Annotated in this window: 23 protein-coding genes, 1 pseudogene and 2 other annotated features; of the genes and pseudogenes, 19 read left to right on the top strand and 5 right to left on the bottom strand. The window is 46.4% G+C overall.

All coding sequences use genetic code 11. The features are described from left to right. Positions 1–36: 36 nt before the first annotated feature. Complete coding sequence (locus tag MKY63_RS05535) at positions 37–1,317, bottom strand: peptidoglycan DD-metalloendopeptidase family protein (RefSeq protein WP_339811913.1); 1,281 nt, start codon at positions 1,315–1,317, stop codon at positions 37–39. A gap of 161 nt (positions 1,318–1,478) precedes the next feature. Between MKY63_RS05535 and cls the strand changes: the two genes are divergently transcribed. Next, positions 1,479–2,909 (top strand): cardiolipin synthase, encoded by a 1,431-nt coding sequence (gene cls / locus MKY63_RS05530; RefSeq protein ID WP_339811911.1) that lies wholly within the window; start codon positions 1,479–1,481, stop codon positions 2,907–2,909. A 240-nt stretch (positions 2,910–3,149) separates the two neighbouring features. Next, positions 3,150–3,989 carry a YitT family protein gene (locus MKY63_RS05525; RefSeq protein WP_232061500.1) on the top strand — a complete coding sequence of 280 codons (840 nt, stop codon included), beginning with the start codon at positions 3,150–3,152 and terminating at the stop codon, positions 3,987–3,989. Positions 3,990–4,191: 202 nt separating this feature from the next. On the opposite strand, the gene ligD is transcribed toward MKY63_RS05525, so the two are convergent. Beyond that, positions 4,192–5,076 (bottom strand): non-homologous end-joining DNA ligase, encoded by an 885-nt coding sequence (gene ligD, locus MKY63_RS05520; RefSeq protein ID WP_036676536.1) that lies wholly within the window; start codon positions 5,074–5,076, stop codon positions 4,192–4,194. Between the two features lie 123 nt (positions 5,077–5,199). On the opposite strand from ligD, the gene MKY63_RS05515 reads away from it, so the two are divergent. From MKY63_RS05515 to MKY63_RS05500, 4 genes are all read left to right on the top strand, one after another. After that, on the top strand, positions 5,200–5,802 hold the full coding sequence (locus tag MKY63_RS05515) for a sigma-70 family RNA polymerase sigma factor (RefSeq protein ID WP_254857077.1): 603 nt from the start codon (positions 5,200–5,202) through the stop codon (positions 5,800–5,802). Continuing rightward, positions 5,766–6,950, top strand: coding sequence for a hypothetical protein (locus MKY63_RS05510; protein ID WP_339811909.1), 1,185 nt, complete (start codon positions 5,766–5,768; stop codon positions 6,948–6,950). The genes MKY63_RS05515 and MKY63_RS05510 overlap by 37 nt, the downstream gene beginning before the upstream one ends. A 690-nt stretch (positions 6,951–7,640) precedes the next feature. Then, complete coding sequence (locus MKY63_RS05505) at positions 7,641–8,456, top strand: hypothetical protein (RefSeq protein WP_076214102.1); 816 nt, start codon at positions 7,641–7,643, stop codon at positions 8,454–8,456. 26 nt (positions 8,457–8,482) lie between these two features. After that, positions 8,483–9,289 carry a hypothetical protein gene (locus tag MKY63_RS05500; protein ID WP_076104239.1) on the top strand — a complete coding sequence of 269 codons (807 nt, stop codon included), beginning with the start codon at positions 8,483–8,485 and terminating at the stop codon, positions 9,287–9,289. A gap of 45 nt (positions 9,290–9,334) precedes the next feature. Here the strand turns inward: MKY63_RS05500 and MKY63_RS05495 are convergent, their stop codons facing one another. Both MKY63_RS05495 and MKY63_RS05490 read right to left on the bottom strand, forming a co-directional pair. Continuing rightward, positions 9,335–10,282, bottom strand: coding sequence for an RNA ligase family protein (locus tag MKY63_RS05495; protein WP_038568937.1), 948 nt, complete (start codon positions 10,280–10,282; stop codon positions 9,335–9,337). Between the two features lie 12 nt (positions 10,283–10,294). Then, complete coding sequence (locus MKY63_RS05490) at positions 10,295–11,266, bottom strand: Ku protein (RefSeq protein ID WP_038568938.1); 972 nt, start codon at positions 11,264–11,266, stop codon at positions 10,295–10,297. A gap of 139 nt (positions 11,267–11,405) precedes the next feature. Between MKY63_RS05490 and MKY63_RS05485 the strand changes: the two genes are divergently transcribed. From MKY63_RS05485 to MKY63_RS05450, 8 genes and pseudogenes are all read left to right on the top strand, one after another. Further along, positions 11,406–11,576 carry a hypothetical protein gene (locus MKY63_RS05485; protein ID WP_155288087.1) on the top strand — a complete coding sequence of 57 codons (171 nt, stop codon included), beginning with the start codon at positions 11,406–11,408 and terminating at the stop codon, positions 11,574–11,576. Positions 11,577–11,607: 31 nt separating this feature from the next. Beyond that, the gene (locus MKY63_RS05480) at positions 11,608–11,793 is read left to right on the top strand and encodes an H-type small acid-soluble spore protein (RefSeq protein ID WP_036676525.1); all 186 of its coding nucleotides are present in this window, start codon (positions 11,608–11,610) and stop codon (positions 11,791–11,793) included. A gap of 159 nt (positions 11,794–11,952) precedes the next feature. Then, positions 11,953–12,263 (top strand): annotated as a pseudogene (locus tag MKY63_RS05475) (multidrug resistance efflux transporter family protein); the annotation flags it as partial. Between the two features lie 119 nt (positions 12,264–12,382). Continuing rightward, entirely contained in the window at positions 12,383–12,844 is a 462-nt protein-coding gene (gene tsaE, locus MKY63_RS05470) for a tRNA (adenosine(37)-N6)-threonylcarbamoyltransferase complex ATPase subunit type 1 TsaE (RefSeq protein ID WP_235219385.1), read from the top strand. Positions 12,845–12,849: 5 nt separating this feature from the next. Next, the gene (gene tsaB, locus MKY63_RS05465) at positions 12,850–13,680 is read left to right on the top strand and encodes a tRNA (adenosine(37)-N6)-threonylcarbamoyltransferase complex dimerization subunit type 1 TsaB (protein ID WP_076274401.1); all 831 of its coding nucleotides are present in this window, start codon (positions 12,850–12,852) and stop codon (positions 13,678–13,680) included. Next, a complete protein-coding gene (gene rimI / locus MKY63_RS05460; protein WP_036676521.1) occupies positions 13,677–14,201 on the top strand; it encodes a ribosomal protein S18-alanine N-acetyltransferase in 525 nt (174 codons plus the stop codon). Before tsaB ends, rimI begins: the two co-directional genes overlap by 4 nt. Continuing rightward, entirely contained in the window at positions 14,198–15,247 is a 1,050-nt protein-coding gene (gene tsaD / locus MKY63_RS05455; protein ID WP_339811904.1) for a tRNA (adenosine(37)-N6)-threonylcarbamoyltransferase complex transferase subunit TsaD, read from the top strand. The genes rimI and tsaD overlap by 4 nt, the downstream gene beginning before the upstream one ends. A gap of 42 nt (positions 15,248–15,289) precedes the next feature. Next, positions 15,290–15,584 (top strand) — a binding site (T-box leader). Between the two features lie 52 nt (positions 15,585–15,636). Continuing rightward, positions 15,637–15,917, top strand: a binding site (T-box leader). 235 nt (positions 15,918–16,152) lie between these two features. Beyond that, positions 16,153–17,688, top strand: a complete 1,536-nt coding sequence (locus MKY63_RS05450) for a 2-isopropylmalate synthase (RefSeq protein ID WP_036676518.1) — start codon at positions 16,153–16,155, stop codon at positions 17,686–17,688. A gap of 406 nt (positions 17,689–18,094) precedes the next feature. Here the strand turns inward: MKY63_RS05450 and MKY63_RS05445 are convergent, their stop codons facing one another. Next, positions 18,095–20,035: an ABC-F family ATP-binding cassette domain-containing protein gene (locus MKY63_RS05445; RefSeq protein WP_036676516.1), complete on the bottom strand. Its 1,941-nt coding sequence runs from the start codon at positions 20,033–20,035 to the stop codon at positions 18,095–18,097. 244 nt (positions 20,036–20,279) lie between these two features. On the opposite strand from MKY63_RS05445, the gene MKY63_RS05440 reads away from it, so the two are divergent. From MKY63_RS05440 to tatC, 5 genes are all read left to right on the top strand, one after another. After that, positions 20,280–20,915 (top strand): 5-formyltetrahydrofolate cyclo-ligase, encoded by a 636-nt coding sequence (locus MKY63_RS05440; RefSeq protein ID WP_076274398.1) that lies wholly within the window; start codon positions 20,280–20,282, stop codon positions 20,913–20,915. A 3-nt stretch (positions 20,916–20,918) separates the two neighbouring features. Next, entirely contained in the window at positions 20,919–21,389 is a 471-nt protein-coding gene (gene moaC, locus MKY63_RS05435; RefSeq protein ID WP_036676513.1) for a cyclic pyranopterin monophosphate synthase MoaC, read from the top strand. An 85-nt stretch (positions 21,390–21,474) separates the two neighbouring features. Continuing rightward, positions 21,475–21,960, top strand: coding sequence for a MogA/MoaB family molybdenum cofactor biosynthesis protein (locus MKY63_RS05430; protein ID WP_036676512.1), 486 nt, complete (start codon positions 21,475–21,477; stop codon positions 21,958–21,960). A gap of 139 nt (positions 21,961–22,099) precedes the next feature. Continuing rightward, the gene (locus MKY63_RS05425; RefSeq protein ID WP_036676510.1) at positions 22,100–22,342 is read left to right on the top strand and encodes a twin-arginine translocase TatA/TatE family subunit; all 243 of its coding nucleotides are present in this window, start codon (positions 22,100–22,102) and stop codon (positions 22,340–22,342) included. Between the two features lie 143 nt (positions 22,343–22,485). Further along, the gene (gene tatC / locus MKY63_RS05420) at positions 22,486–23,253 is read left to right on the top strand and encodes a twin-arginine translocase subunit TatC (protein WP_339811898.1); all 768 of its coding nucleotides are present in this window, start codon (positions 22,486–22,488) and stop codon (positions 23,251–23,253) included. Positions 23,254–23,617 lie beyond the last annotated feature (364 nt).

Here is a 23,617-nt window from a genome sequence, read left to right as displayed (position 1 = left end):
ATAAATTCCTCCTATTTTGAAATTAAATGCAACCCTTTAGGGTTTGACATACGCCAAAGGGTTGACAGTTTTATTCTGCTTCACAACCTGAAAATGAAGATGAGGACCTGTGCTTCGGCCAGTGCTTCCAAGCAAGCCGATTTTCTGCCCCTTGCTAACCTTGTCTCCCGCAGATACGATCATTCCGTTCAAATGCATGTACCAGGTTTCCAATCCATTTGAATGCTTAATCACGATGTATTTTCCGCGTGCGCCCATTTGTTCCGCAGTAATAACCTCGCCATCTAAGGCAGCATATACAGGATCACCGATGTTCCCAGCAATATCGACACCGGAATGGAACGCAGACAAACCTTTGAATGGATCTGAGCGGTAGCCGAAGCTTGAAGAAATGACTTTGGACTCGGTAGGCCAGAGCGGTACTGCGTTAAGTTTAGCCTTTTCTGCACGGGCCTTTTGAGCTTGCAGATTTGCCTGTACGTTATTCTCATGCTCTGCCTGTGTGATCGTCTGTGTGATACTTTCCACCATTTCATCAAGCATCCCGTGAATCTCCTCAAAGTCATCCTTAGTTTCTTCCACCAAGCTCGTTGCGTCGTTCTGATACACCGCGATGTATTCTCCACCAACCTGTGGGGTGAGTGTTTTTGGAAGGGCTGCGGTGATGGCCCCAAAGCGGAAACTTATGGCGGATAGAGAAGTGGAAGATGAGTCCTCTTCAGTACTCTGCTTAAAGGAGGTCTCTTTAGGAACAGGAGAAGAAAGACGGCTCGATAAACCTAATGTTGAATTTGAAGTGGCCGATCCAGCTTTTGATTTTTCTGTTGCGGATTTCTCCGGTTGGGATTCATTCGTGTCTGTAGCGGCAGCAGCACCTTTGCTTTTGTTAATCAATGCTTGCAGCTCCTGTTCCAGTGCATTTACACTCTTCAGCTTATCTTTAATGTTATCTGCCTCTTCCGAAAGTTCGCTGACCTGGCTACGAAGCTGCGTTAAATCTTTATCCTTGTCGGCGACCTTCATTTCCATGCGGAGATTGGTTAGCGATAGTGCGGCTGCCTCGGCTTCTAGCTGTGAGATGGACTGAGAGGCATGGAAATGCATAGAGGTGACCAGACTGGAGATAGACAGGGCTGCTGCTGCCGGCAAGGCGAACGCTAGCGGTTTGGAGATGTGGAGCTGTTTGACTGGACGTCCGGCATCCCTTACGACAAGCAGCGTAATCCGTTTATGATCTGGCTGACTCTTCATGGCTTCTCCTTTCTGCGGCTTATGGCAGCCGCTTGCGATACCTGAGGCTAACGACTTTTCTTCCATTAGGCTCATCCGAATTGTCCTACTACTCTATGTATTCCATATCTTTCAGGAACATGACAACGGTTTGTTTGAATAAAGAAGGAGAGTTACGGCAAAACCTGTACTAGAGTCATCGCAGAGAGTCTATTGCATCTGTTTTTATGAATTGAGGGGGTAGAGAATTGAAGATTTTCGCGATAATTCTAATTCTTTTTATCATACAGATTGCATTGATTGTATTTCTGGAGTACCGCCGCCCGCAAAGGGCTATAGCATGGTTGTTTATTTCCTTCTGTTGTCCACCGCTCGGTCTGGCATTCTATTATTTTCTAGGTCGTGACTACAGACAGAATAGAAAATTGAACAAAAGATGTACTTCACTCTTCCGGGAAATCCGTTCGTATGTCACTGGTAAGATTAAGGTAGTAAAACAAGCGTCGGATACTGGCAACGCTCAGTTTGAGAATAACGAAGGTTTATTGGTTTTGCTTGCAAAGCTCTCGGAAGGGCCTATTACAGGCCATAACAAAAGCAGAGTACTGTCAACTGCAAGAGAAGCTTACGACGCTATGCTGGAAGCCATGGAAGAGGCAAAAGAACATATCCACATGCAATTTTATATTTATCGTGATGATGAGATCGGAGAACAGTTTCAGGACGTTATGATTCGAAAGGCGCGGCAGGGAGTAAAGGTGCGTTTGCTTTGTGATGGACTGGGCAGCCATCGATTAAGCCGTAGGTTTATTCGAACCCTGAGAAATGCCGGGGTGGAGTTCCACTTTTTTTTACCTCCGATTAGTTCTTTACTAGACCGTCGGTTTAATTTCCGCAATCATCGGAAGATCCTAGTGGTGGACGGATTGATTGGTTTTACGGGTGGAATGAATATCGGGGATGATTACTTAGGAAAGGACGCCAAGATGGGTTACTGGCGCGATACCCATCTGCGTTTAGAAGGAGATTCTGTTTATTATATTCAGTATGTCTTCCTGAAGGATTGGAGACTGGCCTCTGGTGAAGGTATGAGTCATCCTCGTTTGTTCCCTGAGCACTCTTGTAAGGAGCAAGAAGCCGTGCAGATTGTAGGAAGTGGACCGGATGCTGCGATCGATGCTTCTCAAGAGATGTATTTTGCCGCTTTTTGCTCTGCTAGGGAACGAATTTGGATTACTTCACCGTATTTTATTCCGGACCCTGCGATTTGTCGTGCTTTGAAGAGTGCAGTCCTTCGTGGAGTGGATGTTAGAATCATCATTCCGGCGAAGCCTGATAATAAGCTTGTTTATCATGCTTCTTTGTCTTATCTGGAGAATTTACAAGATGCAGGCGTGAAGTTCTATCGCTACACCAAAGGATTTATGCATGCCAAAGTCATGATTGTAGATGATCTGCTGGGTACGGTGGGAAGTGCGAATCTGGATATGCGCAGCTTCTATTCTAATTTCGAAATGACAGCGGTTTTGCTGCATCCTGAGACGATAGCAGTGCTAGTCGCGGGATTTGAAAAGGATCAAAAGAACAGTGAATTCATTGATCCTGTAAAATTTAAGGAGAGAGGGAGAATTGTCAAACTCGGTGAAGGGCTATGTCAGTTGTTATCACCGCTGTTATGACCGGAAAGAGGACTAAATCTGAATTTTTCGAAGGATAGTACGTGTTCCATTCATTATTAGAGCATATTTTGTGATATAATAATTGTATAAGAAGAAATGTAAGAAAGTATAGATTGTAATTATACTTCCGAATGTTTCAAAACTATACTGTTAAATTGTAGGGGGAGTTCTATGAATGTGAGTCCACAAATGTTTACCAAAGAGGAGCAGAACAAACTGCAGAAGACCGGTGCCCATAAAATGGCTAAGTTCGCGCAGCGTATGATCATGTTATCCGTAGGGGCCGCCATGATGGCTGTTGCACTTGAGATATTCCTAGTACCTAATCAAATGATTGATGGCGGGATTACCGGTATCTCCATTATGTTATCACATTTATTCGACATTCCTCTGGGTATATTATTGACACTGCTCAACCTTCCGTTCCTGTTAATCGGTTATAAGCAAATCGGTAAGACATTTGCCTTATCTACCTTATATGCGATTTTACTTATGTCTATCGGCACTTCAATGCTGCATCATGTAGAGGCCTTTACAGTTGAACCGATGCTTGCTGCCGTATTTGGCGGTATTATTCTAGGTGTAGGTGTTGGGTTGGTTGTACGTTTCGGGGGATCTCTAGACGGTACAGAAATTGTTGCGATTTTAGTAGCCAAGAAGCTTCCCTTCTCTGTAGGTGAAGTAGTTATGTTCTTCAACCTGTTCATCTTGTCCGGAGCTGGATTTGTGTTCGGTTGGAATAACGCGATGTTCTCTCTAATTGCGTATTATATTGCATTTAAGGTTATTGACATCACCCTTGAAGGTCTGGATCAATCGAAATCAGTATGGATTATCAGTGATAAATTCCGCGATATCGGGGAAGCTCTGACAGAGCGTCTTGGACGTGGTGTTACTTATTTAGATGGAGAAGGCGGATTTTCCGGTGAGAACAAGAAAGTGATCTTTGTAGTTATCACCCGTCTGGAAGAAGCTAAGCTTAAAACCATTGTTGAAGATTGGGATTCTGATGCATTCATCGCAATAGGTAACATTCATGATGTTAAAGGTGGCCGCTTCAAGAAGAAATCCATCCACTAGCGTAGCTCTTAAGTATCATTAACTGAAAGAAGGTATTTTTACGGATAAAAAAGCAATAAATACGGTGAACAAAGCTCGGCATGCCGTATTCTTATATAGTATACCTTCTGTCCTTGAGTGGGACGCCAAATAAGCTCGTAGCATGTAGTTGATGCTGCGGGCTTATTGTTGTTTTTGGGGCTTTTTTCAATGGGATTGCTCTTTATGGGAGCTTAGCGATGAGCTGTTCAACGGGCTGTGGGGGCACTTTCTCTAAAAGATCTCCCATACGCTGAAGGCGTTCCTCGATATTAAGCAGATGAAAATTAGAGGGAGATACATTTTGCTGAACCTCCTCCCATAGCAAGGGTGTAGAAACTGTAGCAAGTGGTCTTGCACGTGGTGTGTAAGGTGCAGCTAATGTTTTGCCGCTATAATGCTGGAGGTAGTCAAAATAGATTTTATCTCCGCGATTCTTTTTTAGACGTTCCAGGGTAAACAGGTTGGGATGCTTTTCGGTGACATAACGACCCACAAAATGCCCGATTTTCCGCAATCCATCAAAAGTAACGCCAGTCTCGATAGGGACGATGATTTGCACCCCGGTAGCACCGGAGGTTTTGGGTACAGAGGAGAGGCCAAGGGAGGTTAAGACCGCCCCAACGATCGCAGTTGCTTCCATGATACGAGGTTCGATCTCAAGTGACGGATCAAGATCAATCATCCACTCACAGGGCAGCTCGCTGCCTACATAATGCAGGGAAGGGTGGAATTCCAAAGCGGCGAGATTTCCCAGCCAAATCAGCTCAGGTAAACCTTGCAGCTTGATATAGTTAATATTCTCGTGCACAGCGGTTTGGACAAAGGCCGGAAGCGGATCAGGTGCATTTTTTTGATAAAAGGACATTCCAGAGATGCCGTGCGGATAACGAATGACGGTAAGCAGCCGGTCTCGGCAATAACGCAGCAGATAGGGAGAGAGTGCAGCGAGCTTTTGCAGATAAATCCGTTTGGTAATGCCACATTCGGGCCACAGCAGCTTCTCTGGGTTAGTGATGATGATTTCTTCTCCGTCTATGGTAATTGTACCTTTGATCGCTGCCGGCATCGGGGAAACTCCTTTCTGTGATAGGAATGAAGGTATTATGTGTCAGTCTGCTCCTTTTCATGAAAAAAATATTCCCATAGTGTCCCTTTTGGATGATCATAAGACTTATAAGGATATACGTTTATGAGAAAGGGGAGTTTGCTGATTTTGGACGGGATCGAGCACACCGTTGTTCGGGTACAGGCAGGCGAGGTGGATTCCTATGCCTTGATCGTCGAGGCTTTTCAAAAGCCGATTTACCGCTATTGCTGTCGGCTGCTTGGGAGCCGTACTGAAGCGGAGGATGCAGTACAGGAAATTCTGGTAAAGGCATATCAGCATATAGGCACATACCGCCCTATCGCGAGCTTCTCTTCATGGCTATATAAAATTGCCTACCATCATTGCCTCAGTCTGATCCGCAAACGTCAAAGCCAAATAAAGTTTATGGCGCTTTTTCAACCAGATCCGCCTGCAGAAAGCCCGGAACAGTTGATGGACCGTTACATATTTAACGAACATCTGACTTTTGCCCTCGCGAAGCTGAAGACAGAGGAGCGAAACCTGTTAGTACTTAGAATCTTTGAGGAACAGAGCTTTCCGGAGATTGCGGAGATTCTGGATAAGAATACTGATGCTGTGAAGAAGAAATACAGGCGAACGATTACGAAACTTGGTAAAATGCTGAATGCTCAGAAAGGGGGAACGGAATGGTGCGGCAACGAAGCTTTGTTGAAGAGAAAATGATCAAGAAAATGGATGCGGTAGGGAGCTGCGAAGAGCTGGATGTAAAAGCAGCTGTTATGAAGCGGGTAAGAGCAATTCATGAACAACAGAATAGGATTGACGGTGAAAGGACGAGCATGGTTAGCGAGCTGAAGCCGTTCCCAGAACCGGAAGATCCTATAATGCAGAAGCAAAAGGAGATGCCCCAACACCCGTCTAGGTTTAGAAAAAGAGTGCTCACTGGAGTCTCCGCGGCTGTATTGCTGGGGATTATCGGGTTGGGTGCTCTGCAGCTGTCTGAACATGGAAAGTTATCGGAACAAGGTAGCCAGTTTACAATTGATATCACAAAATCCCAAGGTGGTATTATTACACTAGTGAACAGCGGAGGGAAGGCAGTTGTGAAGACGGTGCATAATAATACGCCTGATCCGACAACCTCGCCTGCGATAGAGAAGTATCAGAGCTTATCTATGACTTATAAAGAGCAAGTGCTTGCTCGTTTAAACACTGGGGAAATGGCTGCTTATTATGTGAAGGATGCTGAATTAAATAAGCTGGAGTTAGGGTTAGGCTATGGAAATCAATTGCAGTTTGCTTTTATTTCGCCGGTGTATTCGAAATATCAAGACTTCGTAAAAGAATTAAAAAATGTTGGCGATTTCTGGCCAGGGTTGCCTTCCTCGTTAGCTGATGGTTATGAATTCGAGCAAGGAACTTTTAATGCAGCTCCCCTATACAGGTCGCTAGACACAGAATATGAAGAAATCCTTGAACAATTTCAAAAAAAGGCTACAACCGATAAAACTGGCCAAAAGTTGTTTATGGAGAAGATAGCTGTAAATTCCATAGATAATGCTGAAGTTACCTACCACAAGGGACATGAAAGAATAACACTATCCTTAAGGCAGAGTGCCTTTAGGGGTTATACCATGCAAGTGTCTATCTTGGAAGGCCAGACTGCTGAAAAATGGTCTGTGACAGGCACGGGGAAAGAGGCAGTTTTTATCGCGGCGGGTACTGGAAAAGGGAAGAAAGCTTGGTCTTCTCAGAATCGATTGTATTGGTATGATGAAGCCACCCAGATGGTTCTTTCTCTAAGCGACAAGCAGGAGAGTAAATTGACCCGTGAGCAATGGCAAAAGATTGCCACCAGTTTTATTCGCTAGCTACTTTTGTTCTAACTGTACAATATGAGAAGCTGTCTCAAAAGTAGTGAATTCTACTTGGGAGGCAGCTTTTTTTATGGAATAGGAAAAGTAATGGATATTACTGTGCCATGTGACGATATGCCACGCGTAGTGTTCTATGCTACTGATTGGGGCGGTGGGCGATGTGCTATGTGTGATTTTCGTGCGGCTTGCAGTAGATGATTTTGTGGAATTAGTGGTATATGTGACGGTGGACTATGGGCGTTACGTTCTGTGTTTGTGCAATGTATAGAGTGCTTTAAACTAATTAGGGAAAAACTCCCTGAAAATAGCCGCTATTTGCTCTAAATGAACGAAATCAGGGAATTTCTCCCTAATAATCATGGGAATTTCTTTATTCGTTGCCGAATTGGCTGAATTTCAGGGAAGTTTTCCCTAATTATAAGTCCGATGAATAGAAATCTCTGAATTTTAGGGAGAAATTCCCCAATTATTCTATAAATGCTTTACTTATTGCATCACTTGGTGCGTCACTTGTAATGTTAAGAACAAAAAAGAGGCTGTCCCCAAAGTCGTGAACTAGTTGCTTGGGACGACCTCTTTTTTTGTGAGAAAATGTCCCTTTTTCTAATGATGGATTGTTATAGAAGTGTAGTTAAAAAAAGTGGTGAAAATACATTACCATTTTGAAGGAGAGGATGTTAGAAATTGAAGCTTCATTATGATTTCAAAAAAACACTGATCGCACTCTCTGCAGCAATCTTGCTGGGAACAGGAGTGGCCGGGGGTGTGGATGTACCTGGCTTGTCCCTTACAATTGCGGTGGCATCAGGACAGCAGGCTGCATCACAAACTGATCAGAAGACTCAAAAGGAATTGCAGGCACTCGTAGCTGGAGTGAAGGAAGGTTCGCTTTTGGCCTACTACGTACGGGATAAAGTCTCCAATCCACAGGATACGATCAGCTTCTCTGGTAAAGGGTTTGTTTTTAAAGACTATAAATCCTTTGCAGCTAAGTTTAAAGCGCTAAAGGGTCCGTCTTCTCCGCAGCCCGGAAATCTTCCCAAAGGCTTCACTCTGGCGACAGCCATCATCTATCCACCGGCTGTAGCTAATGATTCAGAGCTGTACTTGCAACTAGAGCAGGAATTGAAAGCAGCAGCAGCTGCTGGTAATTCTAATAAACAGTTGTTTAGTAAAATCATCAGCTGGAACCAGACGAATTTGTCTATGCAGCTGTATGCCAAAGGAAAAGCTAATTTTAGCATTGTAACTGGGTCGCCGCCCGCCAAACTTCCAGAAGGAGCGGTACCTTTTGTACGAGCTTCGGAAACTAAGAAAGAATTAACGGTCAACGGCAGGAAAGTAGTACTTACAACTGATTCCGCTAAAGACGCAAGCTTTAACACAAAGCTAGTGTGGCTGGATAACTCAGGCACGATACAATATACCCTTTCAGACAATCGGGCTAGTACGCTGACGACAAATGAAATGTTGGCGGTAGCTAAAACCATGATCAAATAACCAAGGGGCTAAAGGAGGATATTATAATGACGATTAAGAAAAGCGCGGCGATTACAGCCTTAAGCTTATTAGTATTGATGAGTGCGGTGAGTGGAACAGCAGGCGCAGTGCCTGCGGGGAGTAATAATAAAAGTAAAGCTACCGCACCCGTTGAGCAGAATACGCCCGTATCTTCAACGATTGAAGCTTTGATTGCCAAAGAAAATACGGTTCCCTTACAAGCAGGCGAACTTAAGGTTCTGTATGTAAATGATAAGAAATCTAATCCACATGAAACCTTGAGTATAAGCTATATGCCATATAGATTCAGTTCTATAAACGAAGCGGCGCAGAAGTTTTTTTCCTTAAGCGGGAAGTCACTCCTGATACCCACTTCTCTACCAGAGGATTATAAGTTACAGGATGTCGTTTTAAATCCAGTGATTCCAATGTTTTTTAGCTCAGAGTATAAGACCCTCAGGGATCAGTTAAAAGCTAAAGCCCAAGCTGGGGGTAAAAAGGTGATTTCGCAAAGCTTGAAGTGGAGCAATACAGAAACTTCTATCACCTATCTACGAAATGGAGAGAGGGTGAATTTAAGATCTGCACCTGCATACACGCTACCGGAAGGGGTGACTTTGGCCCAGCTGCCTGGCGACCAAGATGAGAATTTGAACATCAACGGAGTTGAGGCGGTTTACACAGTTTTTGGGCCTCATCACGGAGATCTTAAAGTCCAGCTGGTATGGTCCAGTGCTGATGGAAGTGTCGATTATACGCTTACGAGTACAAAAAATACTGCGCAGACAAAGGCAGAGCTGGAGGCCCATGTAACAAGACTTACAGTGCAATAAGAAACGTCCTCCCACTTCAGATTGGGAGGACGTTTCTTTATTAATTTATCCTTTTTGCTCCATTGTGCATGACTCCGGGGGAAGATCCACTTTAGCTTGAGTAACAGGCTGACGCAGAGTGCCTGAGGTGTTCCATTCCAGAAAATGAACTTTGAAGACGAGCTCCGGCTTTATCCAAAAAGCACCCTTGCCTCGCTGTGGAACATCAGCAAAGGGCATCCGATCCAGCTTAAGGCGGTGTGCCTCCGCAGTTAAGTCGCGTTTATCCTGTACAGTCAATTTGCCCGGACCGGCATGTCCGATATAATGCAAATTTCCTTTATCATCATAAAGACCAAGAAGTAGTGCGTTGACGATACCGTCACGGAACGTCACACCCCCGGCTACAGCTGTAATGTCAGAACTGATTTTGCGTTTCTGCCAACGTTTATCTTTTCCGCCCGGAGCATAAGTACTGTTGATGTCCTTGCAGACGATTCCTTCCAAACGCTGGTTCTGAGTGGCGGCGAACAGTTCTGTAGGATCGGTATAACTTGGCACAGCTTGAACATGGGGATGGGGCAGCAGAATATCACTTAACAGCTGCTGCCGCAAGAATAATGGTTGATCCATCGTCGATTGGCCATTATAAAACAGAATATCAAAAATCATATAAATGACAGGAACCTGATGCCTAACGACGGAAATCGTGGAACCATTTTTTAAACTGTCCCTCCGCATCACCTCGTGAAATGAGGGTTTGCCGTCCTTGAGTGCGATGATCTCACCATCAAGAATAACGGAGCCAGCCTTGCAGTAAGCAGATACATCAGTAAGCTCCGGGTATTGCATGGTACGGTAATTGCCACGTCTGTTAATAAGCTGAGTAGTGCTTCCATCGTAATAGGACAACATCCGCACACCGTCCCATTTAATTTGTGCGATCCACTGGTCACCTGCTGGAAGCTGCCCAGCCAGTATAGGTTCAAAAGGAATAATGGGCTGAAGCTTCATCCGCAGAGCCTCCTAAGATACGGTTGTTTTGCTTTTTGTGCTGCGGCGTTTCGGTTTCGGCGTAATAACAGGAGTCGGCCCGGAGACCTCGTTTTGCTGCTCCGCAGGTTCCGCGGCGGTTGTTTTGGTCTTGGTTGTTTTTCTTTTGGCAGCAGGAGCCGCTTTAGTTTTGGTTTTTGTGGTGCCTGTTAATGAAGGACCAGGGTCTGAAGGAATATGCTGCACAGCTTGAATACTGGCCTGCAAGGCAGCCATTAGATCAATCACATTGCTTTCCTGTTTAGCAGGAGCGATATGAAATTCCTCGCCTGCAATTTTATGTGAAATCAGATCAAGCATACGCTGGCGATAATCATCGGTATATTTTGCCGGATCAAAAGGAGTGGATAGCTGTGAGATCAGCAGCTTAGCCATTTCCAGCTCTTTATCGTTCACTGTCCCTGCTTCGGGCAGACCGGGCACTTGTGAGATCGGCCGCACCTCATCGGGATAAAAAATGGTCTCAATCGCAAGGCAATCCTCAAGCACACGGATCGCTGCCAGACTGCTTTTTGAGCGAATTGAAATTTTGGCGATGCCAATTTTACCTGTCTGCTTCATGGCCTCCATAAGAAGTCGATAAGCATTTGATCCTGCCTGATCCGGGGATAAATAATAGGTTTTTTGAAAATAAATCGGATCGATTTCCGTCAGGTCTACAAAGTCGAGAATGGAGATGCTTTTACTGGTCTCGTCGGATAGTTGATCCAATTCCTCTTTGTCGAAGAGCACAAACTTCCCTTTTTCATACTCATATCCTTTACCGATCTCTTCCCAAGCTACTTCTTTGTCACATACCGGGCATTTGCGTACATACGACAGTGGGCTGCCACATTCCTTATGGATATAACGCAGAGAAATGTCCTTGTCTTCCGTAGCGGAGAACATTTTAACCGGAACATGCACAAGCCCGAAGCTGATGGCTCCTTTCCAAACGGTATGCATGAGAAACACCTCCTGATCTAAGTTGATTTGCTTTGGGTTAGTATGAGGCAGGAAAGGCTTTTCTAGCCGGGTGCATTTTTTGAGAAGCTTGGGAAAAAATAAATTCGGACCTGTGAAGTTGAGGAGGAGAATCTAAGGTATGGAACCAAGAGATAACGAATGGAGCGATGCGCTGAGCGAGCAGGATATTCCGGCCACAGTTGTGGATTGGGAGAGCATTATTGCGCCCACGGAGGCCAGTCAGGTATCCGATTCGGAAAAGCTGGATGCAGAACGAACCCTCGAAGATACGTCACCCTTAGAATCGTAAACTTTAGGAAAGATAAAGGAGGAGAACAGTTGTGGACGTCAAACGGGCACAGGATATTTATGCTTCTAAAGAGACTGTAAGTGTACATTTGGATGGGGAGCCTGTCTGGATTGAACATGTGGATGAAGAGAACGGAATGGCTACGGTACAAGTTGGCTCTCGACCAACCAATACGCACACTGTGGGTGTTGAACGACTCGAAGAGCAAGAGCACTAACAAAGGTCTACTTAGAGCGTACGTTAAAGCTGAATTATAGTTTTTAAAAAAAGAGACTTTTTATGCTTAAGTTTGCGTAAAGGTCTCTTTTTTGATTTGGAGCATAACTGACATCAAGGTTGACGGTGTAAGATTTAAACCAATATATTGGGTCAGGCAGGAAAGTCCATTATTGTTGCGCTGAGTTCAGGAGTTATTGCGACAGTATTATTTTTTCAAGCTACGGATATGGTAAGGAGCAGTATGAGCGGATTAGCGGTAGTCGAAGCCACTCAATCTCTGGAGGTATTATTCGCATTATTAGGTAAAATGCTGATCCTGTCTTCGCCTTCACCCTCTTTATTGTCATGGTCGGAATCTTAGTGATTATCCCTGGAATGATTCTACATAGCCTTTTCTCGCAGTGTTCATTATCGAAATCCAGCTTAACCACGCAAGCGAAGAAGAGGGCTGTACCTCCTTCGGCTTAAACAATGGGCAGGGACAGTTGTTGCGGTGGATGGACCATACCGATATAATTGAATGTAATGGTTTTCGACAGGGATATTTTAAAAGGTGGTAGTTATAGTTGGACAAAACAGTCGAAACGGTGTTCACTTACCGTTCTTACAATCTGCAGGATACGGAGCAACTGGCAAGTGCAATAGCTGCTGCTTCAACGGCAGGCATGGTTATCGGTTTGGACGGTGATCTAGGCGCAGGAAAAACGGCCTTCTCGCAAGGTTACGCTCGCCATCTTGGAGTGAAAGGGATCGTAAACAGTCCTACTTTTACTATTATTAAAGAGTACGAAGGTCGTCTGCCGTTATATCACATGGATGTATATCGAATTTCACTTCAGGAAGCAGATGAGCTTGGATTGGATGAGTATTTCTATGGTCAGGGTGTTTGTTTGGTAGAATGGAGCAGTATTATTACGGAGTTAATGCCGCCGCGGCATATGCATATATACATGGAAACAGTTGGACCGGAGGAACGAATCATTACGGTGACCGGAATCGGGGCACCTTATGGTGAGCTTTGCCGGGAGCTGATCCAGAAGTGGGGTTAATAAAAATGACGAACGAGAATACAGAGCCGCGCAAGCGGCTTTTAGCGCTGGATACATCAACTGCCGTATTGGGGGTTGCAGTGACCGAGAATGGAGAATTATTGCATGAAATTAATGCTTCCGGTGAACGGAATCATTCGGTGCATTTGCTGCCGATTATAGAGCAGGCGCTGCAAGCTTCGGGAACAAACGTTGCTAATCTGGGCGGGATTGCGGTTGGTGTGGGCCCGGGATCTTATACGGGAACACGGATCGCGGTTACGGCTGCCAAAACACTGGCTTGGGCATGGAATGTCCCGGTAGTTGGTATTTCGAGCTTGCATGCTGTGGCATGGGGTGGGTATGAAACAGCCCTTAAGAATAAGACGACAGCAGAGTCAGGACAAGCCACTGCGAACAGTGGCTACGGTCCAGACTGGATCATTCCACTGATGGATGCGCGCCGGGGACAGGTCTACACAGGATTATTCGCAGCGGATGGGAATAGTTCTCTTAGCCGCCTTGAACCAGATGCCATCCGGTTGATGGCCGACTGGGTGGAGTACTTGGCAGAACGTTTACAACAGGCTTCAGCCGAAGGAACTAAACCAGCTATTCTATGGTTTGTTGGAGAAACCGCTGTACATGGCAGCGAAGAATCACTACATCCGCTGGCGGAACTCGGCACTTCTGTAGCTGTTCCATATGAGCTGGAGGGCCGCTGGACAGGCTTCCTTGGTGAAGCCCGGCTGCAAGTAGAGAATGATGATATTCATAGCTTGATCCCTAACTATACTCAGATTTCGGAAGCGGAGGCCAATCTGCGGTTAAGTAGTAAAGGAGGCTTAAAACGATGACGGAAGTGGAATCATTGAGAGCACAAGAGGCTGACCTTGTTTTTCGTCTGATGAAGCTGGAGGATATTCCGGACATTCTTATTATTGAGCGCGAAGCCTTTACCATGCCGTGGACGGAGGAAGCTTTCCGGAATGAGCTGACGCATAATCATTTTGCTAAATACATGGTCATGGAGCTGGCAGGTCATATCATTGGCTATGCTGGAATGTGGGCTATCGTGGATGAGGCACATGTGACGAATATTGCCTTACTCGAAGCTTATCGTGGACGTAAATGGGGGGAGCGCCTGTTGGAGGAGTTAATGAATACTGCCTCTTACGTAGGCATGAAATCCATTACGCTTGAGGTGCGGGTATCCAACGAGGTAGCTCAGAATTTATATCGTAAAAAAGGCTTTCGTTCTGCCGGTACGCGCAAAGGATATTATTCCGATAATCGCGAGGATGCACTCATTATGTGGGCGGATCTACCGGAGTATAAGGAGCATGGCTATTTGGAAGGAAGCGTGGACTTGAAATGAAGACAGAAACGGGCGCAGCTCAACCTGTACTAATACTTGCTATAGAGACCAGTTGTGATGAAACCTCGGTGGCCGTGGTCAAAAACGGATCAGAAGTGTTATCCAACATCATCTCGAGTCAAATAGAGACACATCGTGCTTTTGGGGGCGTGGTGCCAGAAGTGGCTTCCCGTAAACATGTGGAGGTAATTACGCTCGTAATCGAGGAAGCGCTCGCCAAGGCAGGCGTTACACCCGAACAATTGACTGCGGTAGCGGTGACTCAAGGCCCGGGTTTGGTGGGAGCTTTACTGGTCGGGGTAGTAGCAGCTAAAAGCCTTGCTCTTGCATGGGGCAAGCCGTTAATTGGCACACATCATATTGCAGGTCACATCTATGCTAACCGCCTGGTTGCAGAGTTGCAGTATCCATGTATGACACTAGTGGTGTCAGGTGGACATACTGAACTGGTTCATATGGAGCGTGAGGGTGAGTTTCGAATTATCGGCCGCACGCGTGATGATGCTGTAGGTGAAGCATATGATAAAGTGGCTCGGGCGCTTGGGTTCCCTTATCCCGGTGGCCCCCATGTAGACCGCCTGGCACGCGAAGCGACGGAAGTTGTTGCATTGCCGCGGGTATGGCTGGAGCCGAACTCTTATGATTTCAGCTTCAGCGGTCTAAAATCGGCGGTGCTGAATGTGGTGAATCAGAGCAAAATGAAAGGTCTTGAACCCAATGTCGCAGGCATCGCCCGGGGGTTTCAAGAATCCGTAGTTGAAGTGCTGGTGGAAAAGGCGATACGCGCCGTTAAAGCCACTAACTCCAGACAGTTATTGCTCTGTGGGGGGGTCGCTGCTAATGGTGGACTCCGCTCGGCATTAATTTCGCGCTGTGAAACTGAGGGCATTGAACTTATTATTCCTCCACCGGTGTATTGCACGGATAATGCGGCGATGATTGGAGCGGCTGCATACGTGAAGTGGCAGCATGACGGTGGAATACCGCTGGATATGGTTGCTGACCCTGGATTCTCACTGGAACAATGGTCTGTATCTGCCTATTGACATCATTTGGAGCTAACGAGTATAATCAGTTCAATTAAACAAGCAAACGCGATGAGCGGAAGTAGTAAGGATACTCTGGGATAAGAGAACTGCGGGTGGGTGCAACGCAGTCGAAGGAGTCCTGAACTCGTCTGGGAGCGGAGCGGTGGAAGCATTACTGGCAATTGTCGCCGGAACGTTTGTACACCGTTTACGGGTAACCTCCGTGATAGGGTGGTCTAGTACTTAACATACTGGACCGTAGAGTGGATGTTCAATTGGAATCGGCAGTAACTTAGCCGATACAGAGCATCAACAAGAGTGGTACCGCGAAGGTTAACAGCCTGTCGTCTCTTGAATGAGATGGCAGGCTTTTTTGTATGGATTTAGAGTGGTGAATAATTTATATTACACACGCTAAGAACGGGAGTAGTAGAGTTTGACGGTGAACAGAGAGCTGCGGGTTGGTGCGACGCAGTCACCGGATTTCTTGAAGCTCGCCCGGGAGCGGAGCGGCGGAACAAGAGTACGCTGCCTACGGCTGTCCTCGTTATCGGACCTTTCCGGATTTAAGCTGGCACGCCAGATTGAACCGGGGAGAAGAGCTGGACGCAGCTTTAAGGCTTGTTATTAAGACAGCCCATGCGTCAAAAAGAGTGGTACCGCGGAGGGGTAACCCGCCGTCTCTTTATTAGAGACGGCGGGTTTTTGCGTTCTTGTAGAAGAAGTCCGGGGAATGGACTCATCGCTACATAAGACGCCAAAATTGAACGCTCTGCACATTGTGCAGAGATTCATTTGTATCAGCTGCCGGCAGCAGTGGGTGGGAAATGGGCAGAACCGCAAGTCGACGTGTGGTTCTGCGCTGAAGCATAGGATAGAGATAAGGCATCCAATTACATGAAAACAAACTAGGAGGAATTCAGATGATTATTCCAGTTAAGAAACGTATACAAATTTTCGATACGACTCTGCGCGATGGTGAGCAAGCCCCTGGGGCGAGTCTGACTCCTGAGCAAAAAATATTGCTGGCCTATAAGCTTGCTGATCTGGGTGTTGATGTAATGGAGCCGGGGTTCCCGGTATCGAGTCCTGGAGATTTTGCAGCGGTGCAGACGATTTCGCGCAAGGTGCGCAACGTGGAGATTTGTGGTTTCGCGCGGGCCGTAAAAGGAGACATCGATGCTGCAGTCCGGGCCACTCAAGACGCTGAACGTCGGCGGATTCACTTGTTTATTTCTTCTTCTGATATTCATTTGCAGCATCAACTGCGTATGAGCAGAGCTGAAGTCGTAGCTAAAGCGCGCGAGATGACGGCTTATGCGCGACAATTCTGTGATGTAGTTGAATTCACGGCCATGGACGCTGCACGGACAGGGATTGATGATCTGATTGAAATGGTTGAGGCAGTTATAGAGGAAGGGGCCTCCATTATTAACCTGCCGGATACAGTAGGATACGCATTGCCACATGAATATGGCGAGATGTTCCGGAGAGTGCGGCAGGGAGCAAGAGGTGGCGGCAAGGTCAGCTATAGTGCCCACTGTCATAATGACTTGGGGCTGGCTGTAGCTAACAGTCTGGCAGCGATTGATGGAGGGGCGACTCAGATAGAAGTCACCGTGAATGGTGTAGGCGAGCGCACAGGGAACTGCGCGCTGGAAGAGCTTGTTATGGCGCTCGAAACCCGCGGCGATGCAATCGGTGCAGAAACAGGTATCGTGCTTGATAAACTGTATGATACTTCCCGGCTGATTAGTGGAGCGATGCATTTCCCAATCGCCTATAATAAGCCGGTCGTCGGAAGAAATGCCTTCCAGCATGAATCCGGGATTCATCAGGATGGCCTGCTCAAGGATCGTAGTACCTATGAGATTATGGATCCCGAACGGCTGGGCATCCCCCGCAGCATGATCATTCTGGGCAAACATTCTGGCAGACATGCGCTGAAGGATCGGGCTGCGAAGTATGGAATAACGCTGGAGCCTGCGGAGCTGGATGCACTTTATGAGTCCTTTAAAGAGACCGCTGACCGTCAAAAGGTCGTAAGTGATGACCAGCTGCTGCAAATGGTAAGCAGTACAACCGGACAACAAGCTCAGGTCTATGAGCTGGGTGAGGTTCAGGTATTGGCGGGCAGTGCCCAGCGCCGTGTAGCCGCAGTTACGGTACGCCATCTGCAGACTGGCCGGGAAACGTCACATACCAGCACTGGCGAAGGCCCGCTTGAAGCGATTATCGCCGCTATTGGGCAAGGGATTGCTGAGGAGATAGACTTTGCAGGACTCGAGCTTCATTCGCTTGGAAGCGGAGAGAATGCTCAAGCAGAAGCAGCGGTGATGGTGGAGTGGGAGGGCCTAAAATTCAGAGGCACGGCCACTCACCAAGATATAATTATGGCGGCTGGCATCGCTTATATCGCAGCCTGTAATGCTGCCCTGCTCTCTACACAGATTGTCTAAAATACGACGTGCCCGCTGTCAGTTTAGGAGATAGCGGGTTCTTTTTTAGCATAAATTCGGTCTTGTAAAATGGGGTTACGTCTTTTGTCAAGTTGTGGACAACGTTATCCACATATTCTGCCTGAGTTGTGTAAAAAGTGCGTAAAATCAGCAATAACGGCTTTTTTCAAAATGCTCTAATAAACAATTTTGTTGGCAATGAAACACTGTGAGAATTGTGGATAATGTGGATAGATCCGTGGATAATAATTCCTTTTCCTTGAAAATACCGATTTAACGCATAAAAAAGACCCCGAAGGGTCTTTTAAAGTAGGGAGTTATACACGAAACCTGTGTATAGAGCTGTGGATAACTATTTATGAACAAATCTAGAACGATGAAAAAATATTTATAAGGAGGATTTACATTATTCGTCAGCAAGGATTTCCCATTCGCTAAAGAAATCTGCCAGCTGAGATTTTTTGTTCTTTAGGTCCTCTTCATAACCTTGAAGTGCTAAATAATCCTGATAAACTTCAGGTTTAGTCATTTCATGCTCTATAAATACGATCGATTCTTCGAGTGTGGCGATGTTCTCCTCAAGCTCTGCGATACGCCGTTTGCGGTTACGCTCTTCACGCTTAGCCTGCTTGTCTGCTTCAAAAGAGGTTACAGCGCTTTTTTCAGGTACAGCAGTGTCCTTATTGACGTTTTTAGTAGCTAGTTCAGCGGCATCTTTTGCAATCTCTTCTAATTCTCGTTTCTTCTCGACATAGTCATCGTAGTTGCCGAGGTATTGGTCGATCCCTTCGGGATGCAGCTCCAGTACGCGTTCAGCCATTTTGTTCAAAAAATAACGGTCATGGGAGATGAACAGCAGGGTGCCTTCGAAATCAATTAAAGCAGATTCCAGAACCTCACGGCTGACCAGATCCAAATGGTTGGTAGGTTCATCGAGAATTAGCATATTTGCACCGCGGAGCATTAGTTTAGATAACGAAACCCGAGCTTTTTCGCCGCCGCTGAGTGCGGAAATTTTCTTAAGAACATCCTCTCCGCTAAAAAGAAAATTGCCAAGGATCGTACGAATTCTGGCTTCCTCGATCATTGGATATTCACTCCACAGTTCTTCCATAACCGTATTTTGTGGATTAAGTCGGGTTTGTTCCTGATCATAATAAGCAATTTTTACTTTAGTGCCCCAATTCACCGTTCCGGCAGAAGGCTCACGGGTTCCGGTCATACACTGCAGCAGCGTGGATTTACCGATACCATTGGGACCAATCAGGGCAGCAGTCTCCCCGCGACGAAGCTCAAAAGAGGCGTCCTTGAATAAAGGTGAACCTTCATTAAAGGCAACCGCAACATTGCGCACTTGAAGCACCTCTTTTCCAGACATGAAGTCTGGCTCAAAGGAGAAGCTAGCTTTCTTCAGATCGCCCATTGGGCGATCTAGACGATCCATCTTTTCAAGCGCTTTGCGTCTGCTCTGTGCACGTTTTGTGGTGGATGCCCGGACAATATTTTTCTGAACGAAATCCTCCATCCGCGAAATTTCATCCTGTTGCTTCTCATATTGCTTCATCCGTGCTTCATATTCGGCAGCCTTCAAATCTACATACCGACTGTAGTTACCTGTATAACGCCGGGACTGGTGCCGCTCGATCTCTACAATAGTAGTCACGAGCCGGTCTAGGAAATAACGGTCATGGGATACAACCAGAATCCCGCCAGCATAGCTGCGGAGGTAATCCTCCAGCCACGTTAACGTTTCGATATCCAGATGGTTAGTAGGCTCATCCAGCATCAGAAGATCCGGAGCCTGAAGCAAAATACGGGCCAGCGCGAGCCGGGTCTTTTGGCCTCCACTAAGGGTAGAAATGGGTGTATCCGGTGGAAAATCACTGAAGCCCATGCCGTGTAGGACACTGCGAATCCGTGTATTCATTTCATAGCCGCCGTGGTCCTTGAACCAATCCGAACGCCGCGCATATCGTTCAAGCAGTTCTTCGTACCGCTTGGGATCTTCCGCGAGCTTAGGATCAGCAATACTTACTTCTAACTCTCTCAGCTCAGTTTCGGCTTCGATCAGCGGAGCGAAGACCGCCATCATTTCTTCATGAATGGTTTTGTCAGATTGCAGTCCGCTATTCTGAGCTAAATATCCGATTGTTGTTTCTTTTGATTTATGAATTTGACCGCTGTCATAAGACATCTCACCGGCCAGAATTTGTAGAAAAGTCGATTTGCCGGCACCATTCACACCCACTAGCCCGACACGTTCCTTTTCATTTACCTGTAGGCTTATGCCATCCAGTACGTTCTGTATACCATATGATTTAGTAATTCCTGTCGCTTGAAGAAGCATAACGATGAAACCTCCACCCTTGCATATTTCGCCTTGGTATTTATCCCTCAGCCGTATGAACAACTTATTCTATAGTTTACATGAAAAGCGTTTCCCAAGCGAGGGTTCGATCTAATGTAAGGAGGGAATAACGACCTAGTCCGATAACACAGTTCTATCCACCTTGGCGAACCGGGGAGAAGAGTGGTAAACTGGATTTACAAACAAGGATAAGCTAGGGATGAATAAGAGGGGGAAGCCGACAATGTCCAGCAAGGAGTCGGAGATCTCCAAAGTAAAGCAACAACTACGAGCGGAGAAGACCATCGCCCGAAACGAGCTGTCTTCGGACCAGAGAAGTAAACTATCATTTCAAGTCTGCCACTATGCATTGGAGTGGCTGGACACGAAGGATATAACTTCACTAATGGCCTATGTGTCTTTTCGTTCAGAGCTTGAAACCCGCCCACTTATCACACAGGCGTGGAAGGATCAGCGTAAGGTGCTGTTGCCGCGTGTAATTCCAGCAAGCGGTGAAATGAGTGTCCACGTGGTGAATGCATGGAGCGATTTAGAGCCGGGGACTTATGGTATCCATGAACCTATCGTCTCCAGCAGAGATTTATTAGAGGTTGAAGAGATTAAGCTACCTGCTGTTGTTTTCGTACCAGGGCTAGCATTTGATCTTCAAGGCGGCAGGATTGGCTACGGTCGAGGATACTATGACCGGCTACGTGCGTCTTGGGAGAACGCCGGGTACGTTAGCGCACAGCCTCCGATATGGATCGGGTTAGCTTACAGCATGCAGTTGGTTCCAAGAGTGCCGATGGATGAGCATGACGCTTTAATGGACATGCTGATTACTGAAAATGGTATAGTGCACTGCCGAAAAGGAGAGTGAGCCATGGAATTGACCCATTTCAACGAGCAGGGAAGAGCTCGTATGGTGGATGTGAGTGAGAAGGAGATCACGAAGCGGACAGCTGTCGCGCGGAGTATGATCAAGATGGCCGCTGGAACGCTGAGCGCCATTAAGAGTGGCAAGATCAGCAAAGGTGATGTCCTTGCTGTTGCACAGATTGCCGGAATTATGGCGGCTAAGAAGACGTCAGACTGGATTCCGATGTGCCACCCGCTGCCACTTACCGGTATTGATATCAGCTTCTCCGATAACAGCGAAGATGAACTTTATATAGAAGCAACAGTCCATACTACAGGAAAAACCGGAGTAGAGATGGAGGCTTTAACCGCTGTTTCTGCCTCAGCACTAACGGTGTACGACATGTGTAAGGCTATTCAGAAGGATATGATTATCGGACCGACGCTACTGGTATCTAAGAGCGGGGGCAAGAACGGAGATTACACGCTCGAATAAGTATCAGTTGCTTATGTTCGAAGCGCTGATGCGAGCAGGCTGAACTGTACAGCCAACTATACATATAGAGAGGAAGGACAAACCTATGGCGTGGAAGACAGCAATCCTAACGGCCAGTGATAAAGGGGCCAGGGGCGAACGGGAAGACACGAGCGCCCAGGTTATTCGGGAGCTGGTGGAAGAGGAACTAGGTGGCGAGATCATTGAATATCGAATCGTTCCCGATGAACAAGATGAGATTATCGCAGCATTGATTGAACTGACGGACTATTTTCAGGCAGATTTGGTACTGACCACCGGAGGCACAGATCTGGCAATTCGTGATGTGACCCCGGACGCTACTCGGCGAGTGGTAGAACGGGAAGTGCCTGGGCTCTCAGAAGCTATGCGCAGCACAGTGATGCAAAAAAACCGTGCAGCTATGCTTTTCCGTGGGATATGCGGCATTCGTGGACGCACGTTGATTGTCAATTTACCTGGAACGCCGAAGGGTGTTCATGAGAATTTGGCAGCTATTATGGATCAATTGCCGGAAGCGCTGCTCATGGTAACTGGCCAATACCGCCAATAACCCTTTGTCATCTTCTTGTCACGTCACAACGATAATCTATTTATAGAAGAAAGTGGATGTAACTGTGACATAAGTTATGGTATTATTAAATTAAAGTAAACGATACCATGAACGGACAGGTGGACAAGGAGGAATAATAATGTTTAGTGGAATTGGAACTCCTGGTATTATTTTGTTGGTCATACTGGCACTTCTGCTCTTTGGCCCAAATAAACTGCCAGAGCTAGGCCGTGCAGTTGGACGAACCTTCCGTGAATTTAAGGAAGGCGCGCGTGAAATCATCGGGGATAATGAACCGGTGAAGAAGAGCGAAGCTCCTGTGCCGACGGCCCCGCAAACGGTCGCTGCAGATATTCCTCAGGACAAACGCCTGCCGGAATAATAGAAGATCTTTCAATGGGGCAATCTCAGGAGTCTACTAGACTTGAGGAGACGCCCCTTTTTCTTTGCTTTCCGGAGCAACGGACACTGCTTTGAAGAAAGTTAGTGTTATCTTTTTTACTCTTGTCATGGGATGGTGTCTGGATGTCTCTGAAATCGGAAGAAATGTCGGTGGTGGATCATCTCACCGAGCTGCGCAAACGGATTATTTATGTGTTAATCGTATTTGTCCTTGGATTAATAGGCGGTTTATTTTGTGCAAAGCCCATTTACGATTATCTGATTAGCACGGAACTGGCGCAAGGTTTTGTTCTGCATGCATTCTCATTCTGGGATGGCATTGGGATGTACATGAAGATCGCGATGGCCGTTTCGCTAGTGATTTCTGTCCCGTTTATTGCCTACCAATTGTGGGCATTTATCAGTCCGGGCCTGCGGCCGGAGGAGCGAAGTGCGACACTGCGTTATGTTCCTTATGTGTTTGTTCTTTTTCTTATCGGTCTTTCTTTTGCTTATTATATTGTTTTTCCAATGGCACTTTCGTTCACAATCTCAATTACCCGGAGTATGGGACTGGAAGAGACCTACGGGATTGCACAGTATTTTAACTTCATGTTCAGCCTGGTATTGCCGCTGGCATTGCTGTTTGAACTTCCATTGCTGGTGATGTTTCTGACCAAACTAAGAGTTCTCAACCCGCTACGCTTGCGTAAAATGCGTCGGTATGCCTATTTCACGCTTGTATTTATCGCCGTGGTTATCACACCCCCGGATTTTATCTCAGATTTTCTGGTGACGATTCCACTGCTCATCCTGTATGAGTTCAGTGTATTTTTATCTGCATTTGTCTATCGCAAGCAACTTGCTGCGGACGCGGCACGGGATGAACGCTATGTTCAGAAGCAGGAGTGAGGAGAGAGGCTGCCGCTTAGTAGATTTTCTACGAATGTGGTAGCTTTTTTGCTATAAGTTGATTTCATTAGTTGGATTGAATACACTTAATAAGTAATTGTTATCGATCGATCAGGATCATTAGATGCAAAGGTCTAACCATTCTAGCAACGTTCATATCTATAAGGGGTGAGAGGAAAGCGCTGGAATCCTACGCATATTTTCAAAACCCGTGGATACAATGTAATAGAGTGTGTGCTTGGACAAGCATTGAAACGTATTTTTTTGCGAAAACTAATACGAATTTGTGTAAAAAGACTTGAAATCCGGGCTCAAGTTGAGTATCATAAAAATTGTTGTTAGCACTGCACGCTGTTGAGTGCTA

It is taken from the genome of Paenibacillus sp. FSL R7-0189 (genome assembly GCF_037969925.1).
Classification (GTDB): Bacteria; Bacillota; Bacilli; order Paenibacillales; family Paenibacillaceae; genus Paenibacillus_AQ; species Paenibacillus_AQ odorifer.
The sequence above is the reverse complement of the archived record's forward strand: the minus strand, read 5'-3'. Positions and strand labels throughout refer to the sequence as shown.